Annotated in this window: 12 protein-coding genes and 7 pseudogenes; 11 read left to right on the top strand and 8 right to left on the bottom strand. The window is 61.2% G+C overall.

Features of this window, described 5'->3' with window-relative positions:
- Positions 1-136: 136 nt before the first annotated feature.
- The 5 genes from gtdA (at position 137) to leuD (ending at position 4,468) form a co-directional block, all read left to right on the top strand.
- Complete coding sequence (gtdA, locus tag KHO41_RS37220; protein WP_211958230.1) at positions 137-1,165, top strand: gentisate 1,2-dioxygenase; 1,029 nt, start codon at positions 137-139, stop codon at positions 1,163-1,165.
- A 25-nt stretch (positions 1,166-1,190) separates the two neighbouring features.
- Positions 1,191-2,048: a fumarylacetoacetate hydrolase family protein gene (locus tag KHO41_RS37215; RefSeq protein WP_211958229.1), complete on the top strand. Its 858-nt coding sequence runs from the start codon at positions 1,191-1,193 to the stop codon at positions 2,046-2,048.
- A gap of 206 nt (positions 2,049-2,254) precedes the next feature.
- A complete protein-coding gene (leuC, locus tag KHO41_RS37210; protein ID WP_211958228.1) occupies positions 2,255-3,664 on the top strand; it encodes a 3-isopropylmalate dehydratase large subunit in 1,410 nt (469 codons plus the stop codon).
- Between the two features lie 14 nt (positions 3,665-3,678).
- Entirely contained in the window at positions 3,679-3,807 is a 129-nt protein-coding gene (locus KHO41_RS37205; RefSeq protein WP_211958227.1) for an entericidin A/B family lipoprotein, read from the top strand.
- 10 nt (positions 3,808-3,817) lie between these two features.
- The gene (gene leuD / locus KHO41_RS37200; RefSeq protein ID WP_211958226.1) at positions 3,818-4,468 is read left to right on the top strand and encodes a 3-isopropylmalate dehydratase small subunit; all 651 of its coding nucleotides are present in this window, start codon (positions 3,818-3,820) and stop codon (positions 4,466-4,468) included.
- 681 nt (positions 4,469-5,149) lie between these two features.
- Here the strand turns inward: leuD and KHO41_RS37195 are convergent.
- Together KHO41_RS37195 and KHO41_RS37190 are read right to left on the bottom strand one after the other, a co-directional pair.
- Positions 5,150-5,269: pseudogene (locus KHO41_RS37195) on the bottom strand (IS5/IS1182 family transposase); the annotation flags it as partial.
- Positions 5,260-5,892: a TetR/AcrR family transcriptional regulator gene (locus KHO41_RS37190; RefSeq protein WP_211958225.1), complete on the bottom strand. Its 633-nt coding sequence runs from the start codon at positions 5,890-5,892 to the stop codon at positions 5,260-5,262. The pseudogene KHO41_RS37195 and the gene KHO41_RS37190, both read right to left, overlap by 10 nt.
- Positions 5,893-6,175: 283 nt before the next feature.
- On the opposite strand from KHO41_RS37190, the gene KHO41_RS37185 reads away from it, so the two are divergent.
- Positions 6,176-7,069: an NAD(P)/FAD-dependent oxidoreductase gene (locus KHO41_RS37185; protein ID WP_211958240.1), complete on the top strand. Its 894-nt coding sequence runs from the start codon at positions 6,176-6,178 to the stop codon at positions 7,067-7,069.
- A 26-nt stretch (positions 7,070-7,095) separates the two neighbouring features.
- On the opposite strand, the pseudogene KHO41_RS42040 reads toward KHO41_RS37185, so the two are convergent.
- Positions 7,096-7,179: pseudogene (locus tag KHO41_RS42040) on the bottom strand (DUF736 family protein); the annotation flags it as partial.
- A gap of 184 nt (positions 7,180-7,363) precedes the next feature.
- Between KHO41_RS42040 and KHO41_RS37175 the strand changes: the two are divergent.
- The 3 genes and pseudogenes from KHO41_RS37175 to KHO41_RS37165 all read left to right on the top strand — a co-directional run bounded on the left by KHO41_RS37175 (position 7,364) and on the right by KHO41_RS37165 (position 9,823).
- Entirely contained in the window at positions 7,364-8,227 is an 864-nt protein-coding gene (locus KHO41_RS37175) for a class I SAM-dependent methyltransferase (protein ID WP_211958224.1), read from the top strand.
- 184 nt (positions 8,228-8,411) lie between these two features.
- Positions 8,412-8,988: pseudogene (locus tag KHO41_RS37170) on the top strand (transposase); the annotation flags it as partial.
- 184 nt (positions 8,989-9,172) lie between these two features.
- Positions 9,173-9,823, top strand: coding sequence for a dienelactone hydrolase family protein (locus KHO41_RS37165; RefSeq protein ID WP_211958223.1), 651 nt, complete (start codon positions 9,173-9,175; stop codon positions 9,821-9,823).
- Between the two features lie 313 nt (positions 9,824-10,136).
- On the opposite strand, the pseudogene KHO41_RS37160 reads toward KHO41_RS37165, so the two are convergent.
- A pseudogene (locus KHO41_RS37160) lies at positions 10,137-11,275 on the bottom strand (IS3 family transposase); the annotation flags it as partial.
- Between the two features lie 196 nt (positions 11,276-11,471).
- On the opposite strand from KHO41_RS37160, the pseudogene KHO41_RS37155 reads away from it, so the two are divergent.
- Positions 11,472-12,248 (top strand): annotated as a pseudogene (locus KHO41_RS37155) (IS110 family transposase); the annotation flags it as partial.
- Positions 12,249-12,413: 165 nt separating this feature from the next.
- Here KHO41_RS37155 and KHO41_RS42105 read toward each other — a convergent pair.
- From KHO41_RS42105 to KHO41_RS37140, 4 genes and pseudogenes are all read right to left on the bottom strand, one after another.
- Positions 12,414-12,647: pseudogene (locus tag KHO41_RS42105) on the bottom strand (IS110 family transposase); the annotation flags it as partial.
- A 78-nt stretch (positions 12,648-12,725) separates the two neighbouring features.
- Positions 12,726-13,103, bottom strand: a pseudogene (locus KHO41_RS42100) (winged helix-turn-helix domain-containing protein); the annotation flags it as partial.
- Positions 13,057-13,293: a helix-turn-helix domain-containing protein gene (locus tag KHO41_RS41460; protein ID WP_244874208.1), complete on the bottom strand. Its 237-nt coding sequence runs from the start codon at positions 13,291-13,293 to the stop codon at positions 13,057-13,059. The gene KHO41_RS41460 and the pseudogene KHO41_RS42100, both read right to left, overlap by 47 nt.
- A gap of 124 nt (positions 13,294-13,417) precedes the next feature.
- On the bottom strand, positions 13,418-13,960 hold the full coding sequence (locus KHO41_RS37140; RefSeq protein ID WP_211958222.1) for a LysR family transcriptional regulator: 543 nt from the start codon (positions 13,958-13,960) through the stop codon (positions 13,418-13,420).
- A gap of 184 nt (positions 13,961-14,144) precedes the next feature.
- Between KHO41_RS37140 and KHO41_RS37135 the strand changes: the two genes are divergently transcribed.
- Positions 14,145-15,224: a porin gene (locus KHO41_RS37135; protein WP_211958221.1), complete on the top strand. Its 1,080-nt coding sequence runs from the start codon at positions 14,145-14,147 to the stop codon at positions 15,222-15,224.
- The last annotated feature ends 673 nt before the right edge of the window (positions 15,225-15,897 follow it).

The raw sequence follows: 15,897 nt of genomic DNA, 5'->3' as shown, positions 1-15,897 counted from the left end.
CACCCGCATAAATGACGCAACCAATTGGGGGAATCCTCTCTTGTCAGCGATCGGGCCGGGATCAACTTGTACTCAACCACATAGATTTCGCTCAGAACTGGGCGGAGCTCATAGATAAGGGCGCATGGAGAGAAATATGAACGTCGAGCAAGAAAGACAAAGCTATTACGAGGATCTACGGCCTTTGAATCTGGCCCCACTCTGGAGTGTGCTGAAGAGACTGGTGCCCGCCGAACCGGTACCGGCCGCCCAGCCTTGGTGCTGGAACTGGGAAGACGTCTATCCTCAACTGCTTCGCGCAGGATCGCTCATTTCCGCGGAAGAAGCGGAGCGCCGCGTTCTTGTGCTGGAGAACCCCGGTCTCCCTGGGAAGTCTCAGGTGACTGACACACTCTACGCAGGTATCCAATTAATCTTACCTCGCGAAGTTGCGCCTGCTCACCGCCACACGCAGTCGGCGCTACGCTTTGTCCTGCACGGAACTGGCGCATATACAGCCGTTGATGGTGAGAAGACGCGGATGAGCAGGGGGGACTTCATTATTACGCCATTCTGGACGTGGCACGATCACGGCCATGAAGGTACAGAACCAGTCGTATGGCTTGACGGACTTGACGTGCCGCTTGTCAACTTCTTGCGAGCTGGGTTCCGCGAAAGTCATGAGGAAAAGGCACAGTCATCGACGCGATTGATTGGGGAAGCAGCCGCCCGCTTTGGCTCCGGCATGCTGCCCCTCAACTGTGACCGCAGCAGTGTTACTTCGCCGGTCTTCAGCTACCCGTACGCGCGCTCGCGCGAGGCGCTGCATCTTTTGGCCAGAGCGGAAGCTCCTGATCCGCATCTCGGCATCTGCTTAAAGTATGTCAATCCGCTAAACGGTGACTGGGCCATGCCTACCCTCGGCACGGCACTACGCTATTTCCCACGCGGCTTTTCCACTCGTCCATATCGGGCTACCGAAAGTCTGGTTCTCGTCTGCGTCGAAGGACGAGCTCAAGTGACGATCGGGCAAGGACCTACCTTCTCAGTGGGTCCCAACGACATTGCGGCAATTCCAGGCTGGTGCGCCTGGACTGTCCAGGCAGAGGAGGACACGGTCTTCTTCAGCTACTCAGATAGACCCGTACACGAGAAGCTTGGCTTGCTACGCGAACAACGCGACTAACCTTTTCTATCTTTGAATTATTATCATGAAACTCTGCATCTTTGACGACAACCGCATCGGTCTCGTCCTCGGACAAGATATCGTCGACATCACCAATGCCTTTGCTTCGTCCTTTCGCCCAGCATGGCCTTATCCGAAGTATGACTGGGTCATCAAGAACTTTGAAGGCGTGCGGCCCCGTATCGAAGAGGCCGTAGAGATCGGGCCACGTATTCCTCTTGCCGGTGTCCGTCTCCGCTCCCCGGTGGCCAATCCCGGAAAAATCATCGCCGCCCCCATCAACTACAAGGACCACATTGCAGAGGCCAACAACGACCCCGGGATCAATCATGGGAAAACGTTCACCGACCTGAGCAAGCTCGGTGTCTTCCTGAAAGCAAACAGTTCAGTGATTGGTTGTCATGAGGACATCAGGATTCCGATCGCCGATCGTCGTACTGATCATGAAGTCGAACTGGCTGTTGTGATCGGCCGTGAAGCCAAAAAGGTGTCGCGTGATAACGCGCTTGATTTTGTCTTTGGATATTGCATCGGTCTTGACATGACGGTACGCGGCCCCGAGTTGCCGGACTTCCGTAAGTCGGCGGATACTTTCTCTGTACTTGGCCCTTGGATCGTTACTGCAGACGAAATCTCGGATCCCAACTCCTTGGATCTAAGCATCCGCGTCAACGGCCAACTCCGCCAGGAGTCGAACACCAAGTACCTGATCTATAACGTACAACGGCTGATCGAGTACGCGTCGGCGATGTACACGCTGTACCCCGGAGACGTAATCATGACAGGCACACCGGCCGGTGTGAGCCCCGTTACTTATGGTGACCTCCTAGAGGCGAGCATTTCGGGAATCGGCACGATGACTGCACGCGTGGCAGCCGACTAAGTTCCCACTACGGCTGCGATGCCGGCGCTAGTCAATGGCCGGCAGCACCCCGTACGAAGGTCGCGAGCCCCGCACATCGGTTGTGTGGGGTGAGCACCGGTTCTGCTCTGGATCTTTCCAGACGCACGCCGACACGATAATCCCCTCCAAAACCACAAGTGCGGTTCCGTACCGTTCCCGAAGGACGGCCGATCCGCCCCTGCATCATGGCCAAGACCCTCTACGACAAACTCTGGGATGATCACACCGTCCACATCGAAGGAGACGGCACCACGCTGCTCTACATCGACCGCCACCTGCTAAATGAAGTGACCAGTCCACAGGCGTTCGAGGGCCTGAAGATGTCGGAGCTTCGGGTATGGCGCACCGGCGCGAACCTCGCTGTGTCGGACCATAACGTGCCGACCACCGACCGCAGCGAAGGCATCGCTGACCCGGTATCGAAACTGCAGGTTGATACGCTGGACGCCAATTGCGACAGTTTCGGCATCACGCAGTTCAAGATGAACGATCATCGACAGGGGATTCTGCACGTGATCGGTCCGGAGCAGGGCGCTACGCTGCCGGGCATGACGGTGGTGTGCGGCGACTCGCATACCTCGACGCACGGCGCGTTCGGCGCGCTCGCGCACGGCATCGGCACGTCGGAAGTCGAGCACGTGCTGGCCACGCAGACGCTGCTGGGCAAGAAGGCCAAGAACATGCTGGTCAGCGTGGAAGGCAAGCTACCGCGCGGCTGCACCGCCAAGGACATCGTGCTGGCCGTCATCGGCAAGATCGGCACGGCCGGAGGCAGCGGCTACACGATCGAGTTCGCCGGCTCTGCCATCCGCGACCTGACCATGGAAGGCCGCATGACGGTCTGCAACATGGCCATCGAAGCAGGCGCGCGCGCCGGCCTGGTGGCGGTGGACAACGTCACGCTCAAATACGTGAAGGGCCGCCCGTACGCGCCGCAGGGCGTGGAGTGGGAGCAGGCCGTGGGCTACTGGTGCACGCTGCATTCGGACGCCGGTGCCAAGTTCGACCACGTGGTGGAACTTCGCGCCGAAGACATCCGCCCGCAGGTGACCTGGGGCACCTCGCCCGAGATGGTGGTCAGCATCGAAGACCGCGTACCGGATCCCAAGGAGGAAAAAGACCCGACCAAGCGCAATGCCATGGAGCGCGCGCTCGAGTACATGAACCTGCAGCCCAACGTGCCGATGGATAGCATCAACGTCGACAAGGTGTTCATCGGTTCCTGCACCAACAGCCGCATCGAGGACATGCGCGCCGCCGCCTGGGTGGTGCAGAGGCTGGGCCGCAAGGTCGCATCCAACGTGAAGCTGGCGATGGTGGTGCCGGGTTCGGGCCTGGTCAAGGAGCAGGCCGAGCGCGAAGGGCTGGACAGGGTCTTCAAGGCTGCGGGCTTCGAATGGCGCGAGCCGGGCTGCTCGATGTGCCTGGCGATGAATGCCGACCGCCTGGAACCGGGCGAGCGCTGCGCGTCCACGTCGAACCGCAACTTCGAAGGCCGGCAGGGCGCGGGTGGCCGCACCCATCTGGTGAGTCCGGCGATGGCTGCCGCCGCTGCCATCGAAGGCCACTTCGTCGACATTCGCAAGCTCGGCTGAGCGGGGCGCGGCAGATGAGGACCCTGATCGCTCTGCTGGCATGCTTCGGCATGCTGCAACTGGCCGGCTGCAACACCATGGCCGGCCTGGGCAAGGACACGCAGGCCGCCGGCGGCTCGCTCGAGCGCGCGGCCAAGAAGTAAGGAAAGAGACATGGACAAGTTCACTGTACATAGCGGCCTCGTGGCACCGCTGGACCGCGAAAACGTCGATACCGACGCCATCATCCCGAAGCAGTTCCTGAAGTCGATCAAGCGCACCGGCTTCGGCCCGAACCTGTTCGACGAGTGGCGCTACAAGGACGTCGGGGAGCCTGGCATGGACAACAGCAAGCGTCCGCTGAACCCGGACTTCGTGCTGAACCAGCCGCGCTACCAGGGCGCGTCGATCCTGCTGGCGCGCCGCAACTTCGGCTGCGGCAGCTCGCGCGAGCATGCGCCGTGGGCGCTCTCGCAATACGGCTTCCGCGCCGTGATCGCGCCGAGCTTCGCCGACATCTTCTTCAACAACTGCTACAAGAACGGCCTGCTGCCGGTGGTGCTGAGCGAGCAGCAAGTCGATCACCTGTTCAACGAGACCAACGCGTTCAACGGCTACAAGCTGACCATCGACCTGGACCAGCAGGTTGTGCTCACGCCGTCGGGTCAGGGCTACGAGTTCGACATCGCCCCGTTCCGCAAGTACTGCATGCTGAACGGTTTTGACGATATCGGCCTGACCCTGCGCCATGCCGACAAGATCAAGAGCTATGAAGCCGAACGCGTGGCGAAGATGCCGTGGCTGAAGACCCGTCTTGTCGGCTGATCGAGGGGTGGGGCGCCAGCCCTTGGGCGCTGCGGTGGCGCGAGAGTTCGGTATCGGTTCGTCGGTCGCCGGCACCAGCCGAGTCTTGTTGGTCCTTGCCGGCCAGCTCGAGCCACCAGCGCTCGACTGAGAGGATGCCAGCGGCGGCATCGAGAACAGACCCGTCGCAGCCCACAAATCTTTTCGGCTTGCGCGGCGACCACAATTGGTTGCTGCTTCTGCAGGGCCTGCCCGTGACAACCCAACTGTCTCCGGCGGCCAATCGCCGATTGGCCGCTCGAACTGACAGAGCTCTTGTGTGCTGGAGTCGCCCCAATCGGTAATGGTCTCCACGCGAAGGATGACTTTCATTTCGCACATCTGCAGGTGATGGCTCAATGCTGGGCACCCAGCTCCGATACCCCAAGGTTCTTAACACTCCCGTACCCCGGAAGACCGTCTCGATGGGTGGCCGCGTCCGCCTCCTTACTCAGGAGACTCGCGTCGGCAAGCCGGCGCGGGCTTTGGCCCAAACCAAGCCAAATCCGATGGTTAAGGATGGTGTTCAGAGCTCGTTTTGCGGCACTGAGCCATCAACATAGAGCCGATGCGGTGCAAGCGGTGCGGCACCTGGCTCGAATGCAGCGCGACGTTCGGCATAAAGAAGGCGCCGACTACCTGCCCGCTCGGGCGGCTTTGCGCTCATGCAGTGGCCTCGCGCATCAGTCGTTCGCGCGCCATCCACAGATTGCTCAGAGCGAACAGCGTGTGCAACTGCTGCGGGTTCTTCATCAAGCCGCGGTAGCGCACCTTTAGATGCCACGGTGCGCGGCGATGAACATGGCGACGGCCGACCGGCAATAGGATTCGATTTCGTTGTCGTCCTCTGCTCTCGCCTCGTCGAAGCGTGCGATAAGCAGGAGATCGGATCCTTTGAAAAGCGCGGCAAACAAGCGGGCGGACCGGAGAACATCGGGCACGTTGAGAATCGCCTTCGCGTGCAACTGACGCAACAGGACCTCGATTTGGGCGATAACATGGGCGGGCCCGGCTTCGTAATGGAGCTTGCTTAACGACTTTTGATTCGTCTTGTCGGCCAAAACCATGGCTTCGACACTGCGGACGTCCGGGCTCAACAGCGTGCGCAGCAGGGATGACCCCACCGCCATGAGCTGATCTTCGGCCGAATCGTCGGCGCCTTCAAAAAGGGCCTGCGGTGCAAACTGCTCGCAGCGGGCCACCATGGCCGCGCTGAACAGCGCCTCCTTGTTCTCGAAGTGCCGATAGATGCTTAGCTTGGATATCTTCGCCCGCTGGGCGACCTTGTCCATGGTCGTCGCTTGAAAACCCAGTTCCACGAAGAGTTCGCAGGCGGTGTCGACTATCGTTTGGCGAAGCGCCTCGTTGGCGGGTCGGCCGCGCCGGCCCTGGCTGTTTTCGGTCACTGCAATTCCAGTACTTGACAGTATTTAAATTCTTGCACTACGATACCACGGAGTATCGCAAATGTGCAAGCCAAGGGTAGGTTTCAGCCGGTTGTCCAAATCAGCTTTCCCCGGGCTGCCCGGCGATAACGAATGCGGCATTGTCGGGCCGGTCAATACAGCCATGGGCAACTTTCTCGCCAATGCCGAAGCCCTGCTCGCTGACCGTCACAAGCGCGTATCGCCGGACGTTATTGCGCACCAGGCCCAGCACCCCTCTATCCACAACACGGAGCCCATCACCATGAATGACGTCATCATCATCGGCGGCAGCTTTGCCGGCCTCGCCGCCGCCCTGCAGCTCGGCCGTGCCCGCCGCAAGGTCACCGTTCTCGATACCGGCCGGCCGCGCAACCGCTTTGCTGGCCACTCGCATGGCCTGCTCGGCCACGATCACAAGCCGCCGCTGGACATCCTAGTCGAGGCGCGGCAGCAGCTTGCGCGCTATCCAACGATCAGGCTGGTCAATGCTCGGGCCGAGAGCGTGTCTGGCGCCATCGACGATTTCTGCGTCGTCACTGGCGATCACGAAAGCCTAAGGGGGCGCCGCCTGATTTTGAGCTATGGCGTCGCCGACCAGATGCCTGAGGTTCCGGGCTTTGCCGAAAGCTGGGGCACGTCCATCGTGCCCTGCCCCTATTGCGACGGCTTTGAAGTTGCCGGCCAGCATTGGGGCCTTCTCTGGTCCGGCCCGCAGTCTCACCAGTCTGTCAGGCTGTTCCGCGATTGGACTGACAAGTTGACTGTCTTCGCCGATGGTCATGACATTGCGCCCGACATCCAGGCCGATCTGGCGCGTCGCAACATACCTGTCGTCGATGGCCGGATCGTCGAGATCGCCCATCAGAAGGGCCATATCACCACCGTCAATCTCGATACCCGCCGCAATGTCGCGGTCGACGTCCTGTTCGCCCATCCGCGCAACAAGCCGTCCGCAAGCCTGCATGCATCACTGGGCCTCGCCACCGTCGATACGCCCACTGGCATCGTCCTCAAAGTCGACGAGCGCCGCCAAACCAGCATCCCCGGCATCTACGCCGCTGGCGACCTCGCCACGCCCTTCTTGCCCTCGGTCACCCAGGCATCATCGCAGGGCGCGATGGCGGGTATCTTCGCCCAGCAGTCGATGCTGGTTTGAGAGCACAGATTCCCTTCTCCCGTTGCGTCGTCGCCTTCGAAAAGGCTGGCGTAGATCGGCGCGGTGAAGGACGGATCGTCGAGTTTGACGGAATGGCAGGAGCGGTTGTCCTTCGAGGTCCGGCGTCAAGCGGCACCGATCTCGACGCCAGAGACGATCACACGCAGGTCTTGCGCCTTATCGCTGGTGGAGGCGGGTTTGTTCGAGACGATACGCGCCTTGGCATCGGTTCGGCTCCCCCTTGCCTCGAACAAAGGGTAGCTAGTTAAGAACGAATCAGAACAAGGAGATGACATGACAGAGCAAAATGCCTATCAGGTCGCCGACTGGAATGGTCAAAGCGGGGAGCGCTGGGTCGCCAACCAAGCCCGGCTCGACGCCATGGTCGCGGTGTTCGGCGAGGCCGCGATCGAAGCCGCCGCGCCCGCGATGGGTGAGCGCGTGCTGGACGTCGGCTGCGGCGCGGGCGCGTCGACTCTGGCTCTGGCCGCCCGCGTCGGCGCCGGGGGACAAGTGCTGGGCGTGGACATTTCCGAACCGCTGATCGGCCGAGCGCGCGCGCTTGCGCCACAGGATACGCCTGTCCGGTTCCAGGTGGGCGACGCCAGCTGCGCCGAGCTGCCCGAGGGCGCGTTCGACATCCTGTTCTCGCGTTTCGGGGTGATGTTCTTCGACGATCCGACAGCGGCGTTCGCCCATATGCGACGCGCGCTCCGGCCGGGCGGGCGGGTCGCTTTCGTCTGCTGGCGCGGCGCGGCTGAGAACGATTGGGTGCGCCTGCCGATGGGCGCGCTCAAGGGCATCCTCCCGCCGAGCGCGCCGCCCGATCCCGAAGCGCCCGGCCCATTTTCGTTCGGCGACCGGGGGCGCGTGGCACGCATCCTGACGGCGGCCGGCTTCACCGATATCGCTATCTCGCCCTTCGATGCTTCCGTCCCGTTCGGCGAGGGCGGGACGCGGGACGCGGCGATCGACGACGCGGTGAAGATGACGCTCGAAGTCGGCCCGCTGTCGCGTGTGCTCGCTGATCAGCCCGACGACATCCGCGCCCGCGCCTCGGCCGCGGTTCTTGCCGCCTTCGCGGGCCTCCCCGGCGAGCGGTCGGTGATGATCGACGGCGCCGCTTGGATCGTCATGGCACGCAAGCCGGCAAGCTGACAGGGATTAACAGGGAAGACGCCCCCGCTCGGTGGAGCGGGGCGTCTTTGGCCGGTCAGATTGATGTCCCTTCTGGCTTGGACGCCGCCATTAGTGAGCTAGAGGGGCTTTGATGGCGGGTACCGTGTTTGCGCGACACGTCGAAAACGTTGGTGCACGTGCTTAGGGATGGTATTCCAACCTTCTGCCGGCCTCGCCAGTCGGAGGATTCCCGAGCCGAGAGAAGTCCACGAAGCAAAGCGATCTTGGTCCGGACCTGAGCAACCGACGGACGCGCAAGCAGGTATTTCTCGACGAGATGGAGCGGGCGGTTCCGTGGCAAGAGTTTCTGGCGTTGATAGTGCCGCACGCGCCGGTCCAGGCGACAGGCCGCAAACCGTTTCCAATCGAGGCCATGCTGCGCATCCAGTTTACGCAATGGTTCGGGCTGTCGGACGTGGCAATGGAAGAAGCGCTGTATGACGTGCCGCTGTATCGGCAATTTGCAGGGCTGGGTGGGATGAGCCGGTTGCCGGACCGGTCAGCATTTTGCGCTTTCGGCATGTGCTGGAGCGGTGACGCAGGCGCATGCCCTGGTGCATGGCAAGGAGGTTGGCGATGCGGGCTATCAGGGCGTAGACAAGCGCGAAGAGACGCAGAAGCTGAAGGTGCGTTGGCACGTGGCATTGCGCCCGGGCAAGCGACGCGCGTTGGACAAGGCCACCGTCGTGGGCAAGCTCGCCGATGAACTGGAGCGGGTCAAGGCGCGTATCCGGGCGAAAGCTTCCGCGATTCGGTAATCTGCATTTCCCTTGATTTTGCGTAAACCCCGAGAGGTTTCTTCGCATAGCTTAGTCCTATGTGCCGGCAGTCGTCGCCGGACCGCTCAAGACGGTGGAAATCCGGCCGGCTCGCGTTTCTTGGCTGGCCAGAAATGCGCCTGGGCACGAGAAGACGGAGATCCTAATGAGACTCGTCGCTGTGAAGCAGGTAGTGATCCAGGTAGATAACGTAGCACTGCAGGGTGAGTTGACCTTGCCTGAAACAGCGACCGGACTCGTGCTGTTCGCGCAAGTGAGTGGCGCTTCCGGCCACACTTCGCGCAACCGTCTGATCGCTTTGATGCTGAATGATGTGGACATCGGTACGTTGCTGTTTGACCTTTTGATCCCTGACGAAATTGTTGAACCGATGCGCCGGTTCGACATCGGATTGCTGTGCGATAGGCTGAGAGCGGCGACAAAATTCGTGGAAGAACTGGCACGTGAGCGCCGCCTTCGGCTCGGCTATTTTGGGAGTGGGACCGGTGCAGCCGCCGCAATGCGTGCCGCGGCCGCGCCCCCAGGATGCATGCGCATCGACGCGGTTGTGTCAAGGAGCGGGCGCATTGATCTGGCCGGCCACGAAGCCTTGTCCGAACTGACATCGCCGCTGCTCATGATTGTCGGAGAGGCCGATCCTTTCGTCTTGAATCTCAACGTCCATGCGGCGGCAAGGGTGACGTGCAAGAAGCGGCTGGAAGTGATTCCCGGCGCAACAAACCGGTTCGAAGAGCCAGGCGCGATGGAACGGGTGGGCAAGCTCGCGATCGGATGGTTCCAAGACCGATTTGTCTGATGTCCTCTGCAGCTCTGGTCTGGATTCCCACTGATGGATAGCAAACAGTAAGGCAATTCGTACCAGCGTAGCTACAGAGCGCCGCAGGCGGGATGAGAACTGTGCTTTTCTAACTTTCCGCTTTCAGGGAGCGTGAAAATACAGTTCGCATCCGTTGAGCCGGTTTTCCTTGATCGAAGAGTAGTCGAGCGCGTTGGGGTTGCCCCGTTTCATCGGACAGATTCGCATTGGAATTTTATGTCGATGGGTTTTCTCCTTGTGATGGGGCAGTGTAGGCCTGGTGTAGCGCCGGATTCATGCCATTGACGGGCAGCTTTTCAAACTCCTGCGGAGACCGATATCCCAGTGCGCTGTGCAGGCGATGCGAGTTGTACCAACCCTCGATCCAGGTGAACAATGCCTGACGGGCGTCGTCGTGCGTGGCGAAGCGCGAACGCATCAGCAGCTCGCATTCGAGCGTGGCGAAGAAGGACTCGCACATGGCGTTGTCGTAGGCATCGCCCACCGAGCCCATCGAAGGCTGAACGCCAGCCTCGCGGCAACGTCGCCCGAAGGCAACAGACGTGTATTGGCAGCCCTGGTCCGAATGGTGGATCACTGCGCTGGGATGTCGCTGCGCCAGCGCCATGTCCAGCGCTTGTAGCATCAGTGCGGTGCGCAGATGACTACCCATGGCCCAACCTACGATGCGCCGGCTGTACACATCCAACACGACAGCCAGATAGTAAAAGCCGGCAACGGTCGGAATGTATGTCGCATCGGCGACCCACAGCTGATTGGGCGCATCGGCAGAGAAGTGTCGCTGCACCAGATCGGGCGCGGGTCTGCCCGCTGGCGCACGGTGGGTGGTGCAAATGAAGCGCGGCCGGCAAGCCCCGCGCAGGCCGGCCTCACGCATCAGACGCGCCACGCGCTTGCGCCCGACGTGGATACCTTGGCGCAGCAGCATGGCATGCACACGTGGCATCCCATAGGTACCGCGCGAGCGGGCGTGAATCTCACGGATTTGCGCGAGCAACAGCTTGTCACTCACGGCATGAGCGCTCGGACGTCGTTCCATCCATGCATGGAAGCCGCTGCGCGAGACCTTAAGCAGCCGCGCCATGGTGGACAGCGGAAAGCGGTCCTGATTTGCCTTCATGAACTCGAACCCTTGTCGGGCAGCGTGTCGGTCTCCCGGGCAAACCAGGCCGCGGCTTTTGCAAGTATCTCCCTCTCCATTTTGAGTTGCCGGTTCTCACGGCGCAGCCGCGTGAGTTCCTGGCGCTCCGCCGTGGTCAGGCCGTCCTGACGAACGCCGGCATCGCGATCCGCTTGGGCAACCCAGTTGTAGATCGTCTGGGCCGTGGGTTCGAACTCCTTGGCCAGATCCTCCGGGCGGCGACCTGCATGGACCAAGTCAACCATTTGCTGACGGAAGACCGCACTGTACGGTGGGCGCGTTTTCGGCATGGTGCACCTCCTGCTTACTCAAGATAGGCACTGTCCGAAAAAGATGGAATGAACGCGCCCCGGCCTTCCCGATGAGAGGCGCCGTGGTTCAGTTGCACATCTGACAGGGGGGTAGGCGGGTCCCCCATCACGAAACGGGGCATCGATGTGCCAGAGTGGGAGTTGTCACAATCCACACAGGATGGAGGGACCCGAAATGAATACTACGACCTACGGCCTGGACATCGCAAAAACTGTCTTCCAGCTCTATTGGGTCGAGCCTGACGGCAAGTGTTTCAACCGACGCTTCAGTCGGCCCAAGCTGATCGAGTTCCTCGCCCGGCGTGAGCCAGGGCGCATCGCGCTGGAAGCATGCGGCAGCGCGCACTGGTGGGCTCGCCAGCTACAGGCCATGGGCCATGATACGGTGCTGCTGCACGCTCAGTACGTACGCCCGTTCGTGCAGACCAACAAAACCGATGCGGCCGATGCCAAGGCCATCTGGACCGCGGCTCAACAGCCTGGCATGCCCGTCGTGGCGCCCAAAACCGAGTCCCAACAATGCGTGCTCAGCCTGCACGCCATGCGCCAGCTGCGCGTGAAGATGCGCACCATGCTGGTCAACCAACTGCGTGGCATGCTGTTCGAGTTCAGCGTTCATTTTCGCCGTGGACTGCGAACAGGCCTACATGAAATCGTCGAGCGCATGGCCGAAATCGAGCAAAACGTGCCACCTATGCTGTTCGAGTTCGTGCGCGAGCAATTGCTAAGCATCGAGCAGCTCGATCAAGAGATTGCCCGCCTCGATCAACGCATCGACGCCTGGGCGCGGCAGAATCGGGCCTGCCATGCGATTCTCGCCATCCCCGGCATCGGCATGCTCACCGCTACCGCCATGGTCGCGACCATTGGCGACGTGCACACCTTCAAGTCCGGGCGGCAATTGGCGGCCTATCTTGGCCTGGTGCCCAAACAGACCGGCACTGGTGGCAAGGGATATTCCGCCGGGAGCGGCCCTACCTTTTTCTCGTGCTTTGAGGCACCTGCGAGTCATTGGGCTTGCGCTCCCGCGATCCGACCTGTCTTGCCATGATGCTCATCTAACCGTCGCAACCTGTGGACGGGTCCTGCTTTTCCCCCCTGCTAGCCAAGCCTGCCGTCAGGCAGGCTTGACCGAGACGTAGTCTCGGTCATAAGCCCGGTCATGCGCCAAGAGCGCCCAGACCGTGCGTGCCATCTTGTTGGCCATGGCGACGGCAACGACGTTTGCAGGCCGTCGCTGCGCGAGCCTCAGGCTCCAGCCGGGCTGGTTCTTCCTGCGCAGATGACTCAGCACGGCCCGAGCGCCATGAACGAGCAAGGTGCGCACGTAGGGATCGCCGCGTTTGCTGATGCGGCCCAGCCAGACCATGAGCATGCGCTTCAGAAAGTCGATGAACACGGCGTTGTTGAACTTGCCCTCGAAGACCATAAAGGCCAGCGCCCCGCGATTGGTGATGGCCGAGATCATATTGCAGCCAAAGCGCTTGCCGGTGGCGCGAACCACCGGCGTCTGTCCCATCGGGGCAAAGCTCTTGCCGCTCACATGGTCACTGCGCAAGCCCATCTCGTCGCCCCAATGGATCGTTGCCTTTTCTTCCTTCGCTTCCTTCATGAACCTTGGGTAGTCCTCGTTCAACCACCGGGCGATGGCCGCATCGTTTCGTTCATAGGCGCGGCGCACCGGTTTCTGGGCACTCATGCCCCATGCCTTGAGGTAACGCCCGGCCGTCGTCGACGAAACCGTGACACCATATTCCCGCTCAATCAGGCTCGCGACGCACTCGCGCGTCCAGAGATAGAACGGCATCGCCAGTTGGTCCGGCATCCGACTCACGATCAGCCCACGCCTGCTGGGCGTTCAGCCGTCCGCCGCCAGGGCGGCGGCCCCGTTTGCCAGGCTTCAATGCCCGCACGCCGCCTTCTCTGGATAGCTTCATCCATTTGCTGACCGCTCGCAGGCTTACGCCATACGTCGAGGCCGCGTCGGTTTGTGTCATCCCGCCACGCACCGCCTCCACCACCAGCTTTCTCAGGTGGGCTTGCGTGGCTCCATCCAACTTTCGGGCATCAGCTTTTGTCTTCATGCCCATATAACGCAATACGCACTATTTGGTGCACACGTCAGTAACTATCGACTACCGCGAGAGCCTGTTCATGCAAGGGCAGGGCGGCGCCATAGCGGTAGAGGATGGCGATATCGACACGCGCATCGGCGAGCCATTCCTCAACCTGGCCGCTCGAACCTTCGAAGACCTTCAAGCTAACTGCAGGCAGGCGCTTTCGCATCTCGCCGAACATGCGCCGTATTAGGTGGAGCCCGATTGACGGCAGCACCCCGACCGTGACACGACCGGACGGCTCGCGTGCCTCCCCGCGGATCTCGTTCTCGAGCAGTTCCGCATCCATTAACAACGTCTTGACCTGCGGAAATAGCCGTGACCCAACTTCCGACAACTCTACCCCCCGACCGGTGCGGTTGAACAGGCGGGCGCCGCACTCGCGCTCTAGCGCGTTTAACTGGCGACTCAGCAGCGATTGATTGCTGTCCAGAAATAGCGCTGCGCGGGTGAGGCTGCCCAGTTCCGCGATGGCCACAAAGGTGCGCCATTGGTGGAGATCCGCGGTGATGCCGATCTTGAACTCGGTGGCTTTCAACGGTTGCATGGCGGCGAGAGTGACGTGATGCGACGAAATCGGCGCACGGAAATTCTACCGCCAAGTCTCTTTGCAGGAGCCAGATATATCGGTGCAGGGATAGCTGGTCTGCCTGTGCAGGCGTTGGTCGCAAGGAACGCGGCTCATAGACTCCAGCAATTCAACGCAAAGTCATCAACGGGAGACAAGGTAAATGAGGGGAACGCTTTCTTTATTTGGGGCGTGCGCGATGGTCGCGGGCGCTGCGCAGGCGCAGTCCGCCGTCACGCTGTATGGGGTGATTGACACCAATGTGGAGTACGCATCTCACTTGTCCAGCGGCACGGGCGGATACGGCAGCCGCGTTGCTCTCGTAAGCGGCGGCCTTTCGGGATCGCGCTGGGGTCTGCGTGGAACCGAGGATCTCGGCGGTGGGTTGAGCGCGGTGTTTGCGCTTGAGAGCGGCTTTGGGGTGGATGACGGGAAGTCACAGCAGGGCGGCAGGTTGTTTGGTCGCCAGGCTTTTGTGGGGTTGCAGAACAAGTCTTGGGGGGCGGTTACGCTCGGTAGGCAGTACAGCACGATGTTCGATGCGCTGGGCAACTTCGTCCCCATGACGTATGCCACCCAGTATGAGCCGTTTGTCTATCTCGAGGGCTCGCAGCTACGGTCCGACAACACCGTCAAATACACTGGCGTGTTCGGTCCCGTTACGGCGGAAGCGCACTGGTCCTTCGGAAACGGTGTGGCCGGAACGGGAGAGAATCCGGGCCAGTTCCGTCGCGATACGGGGTATGGCGGAGCACTGACATACGCAAGCGGACCGGTGGGCATTGTTCTGGTCTACGACCAAGCGAATCCGAGTCTTACGGGGACGGGCGGGGGTTTTGTCGGCACGGGAACCAACAAAAGAGCTGCCATTGCGGGCAGCTACGCCGCAGGTCCGGCCACGGTGATGGCGGGATATCGCTGGCAAAGGAACGAGAATTCAGCAGGCCGCGAGATCTTTCGTGATGACTTCTATTGGCTAGGTCTGAATTATCGCGTGACCGCGCCGCTGGTGTTGAAACTCGGCTACTACTACGCGGATGCAAAGAACAGTAACGGTGTGAATCCGTCAAATCCCTGGCAAGTATCGTTCATTGCCGACTATGCACTCTCCAAACGCACGGATCTGTACCTTACCACGGCATTTGCGAAGAACTCGGGCCTGAATTTCGACGGATCCTATGCGTTGGCGACAGGCAAGAATGAGATGATGGGGGCGGCTCTGGGGGTTCGGCACAAGTTTTGATGCAGTTGTCCAGTCTGGCTTAGCCAAATGGGGCAGCGCCCTCACGCTCATGGCGGCGATCCTCCATCATCAGCCCGCCGCTCGACTTTATTCACAATACGCTGCCGGTCAGCATCCAATGGCCAATTGCTGGCATGGAGCCGACATTCTAATGTCTGATCTCAGGCGTGGACGAAGGTCGGCTCGTGGCCGGGGACGGCCAAGCAGTGCTCTCGTGTCTCGCCCGTTGGAAGGGCTCGTCGGGAGGCCGTCGGAGGGCGCTGTGGACATAACGTCCGGACTGAGAAATTTCTTTCGGGTGATGTCTCCCGGCATCGACGATGGGCAATACGGCTACCATCGCAATCAGCGACTGCAGCAGGGCGCCGTCGGACCCAATGGGCCCCGCCCGTTGGCTTCGAGCCAAGCCCTTGCTCGCACCAGCTACAGCGACGCCGTAATCAGTTGAGCGCAGCCGCGCGGGGAAGACGCGCTACAGGTGGCGCAAGTCGAGCACAAGCCCGGGCAGTCGGTCGGTCTGTCGGCCTGGCTCGCCGCTCGCGCTGCTCGAGCAGAAGATGAACGTATGCAGTCATTTACCGGCGTCTATCAAACGGGTCGCTGAATGAGGATGATGGTGTCCACCCACCACAGGAGGATACCGATGAAAGAGAAATCCCCGGAACTGAAAGTC

The organism is Cupriavidus numazuensis, from assembly GCF_905397435.1.
GTDB classification, from domain to species: domain Bacteria; phylum Pseudomonadota; class Gammaproteobacteria; order Burkholderiales; family Burkholderiaceae; genus Cupriavidus; species Cupriavidus numazuensis.
Note: the sequence above shows the minus strand (reverse complement) of the source record. Positions and strands in the feature narration are given on the sequence as shown.

Bases quoted from the DNA above. Each gene is read 5' to 3' on its own strand.
- KHO41_RS41460 (WP_244874208.1), bottom strand. From the start codon at position 13,293: ATGACACAAACCGACGCGGCCTCGACGTATGGCGTAAGCCTGCGAGCG.
- leuC (WP_211958228.1), top strand. From the start codon at position 2,255: ATGGCCAAGACCCTCTACGACAAACTCTGGGATGATCACACCGTCCAC.
- KHO41_RS37140 (WP_211958222.1), bottom strand. From the start codon at position 13,960: ATGCAACCGTTGAAAGCCACCGAGTTCAAGATCGGCATCACCGCGGAT.
- KHO41_RS37185 (WP_211958240.1), top strand. From the start codon at position 6,176: ATGAATGACGTCATCATCATCGGCGGCAGCTTTGCCGGCCTCGCCGCC.
- KHO41_RS37205 (WP_211958227.1), top strand. From the start codon at position 3,679: ATGAGGACCCTGATCGCTCTGCTGGCATGCTTCGGCATGCTGCAACTG.
- KHO41_RS37135 (WP_211958221.1), top strand. From the start codon at position 14,145: ATGAGGGGAACGCTTTCTTTATTTGGGGCGTGCGCGATGGTCGCGGGC.
- leuD (WP_211958226.1), top strand. From the start codon at position 3,818: ATGGACAAGTTCACTGTACATAGCGGCCTCGTGGCACCGCTGGACCGC.
- gtdA (WP_211958230.1), top strand. From the start codon at position 137: ATGAACGTCGAGCAAGAAAGACAAAGCTATTACGAGGATCTACGGCCT.
- KHO41_RS37175 (WP_211958224.1), top strand. From the start codon at position 7,364: ATGACAGAGCAAAATGCCTATCAGGTCGCCGACTGGAATGGTCAAAGC.
- KHO41_RS37165 (WP_211958223.1), top strand. From the start codon at position 9,173: ATGAGACTCGTCGCTGTGAAGCAGGTAGTGATCCAGGTAGATAACGTA.
- KHO41_RS37215 (WP_211958229.1), top strand. From the start codon at position 1,191: ATGAAACTCTGCATCTTTGACGACAACCGCATCGGTCTCGTCCTCGGA.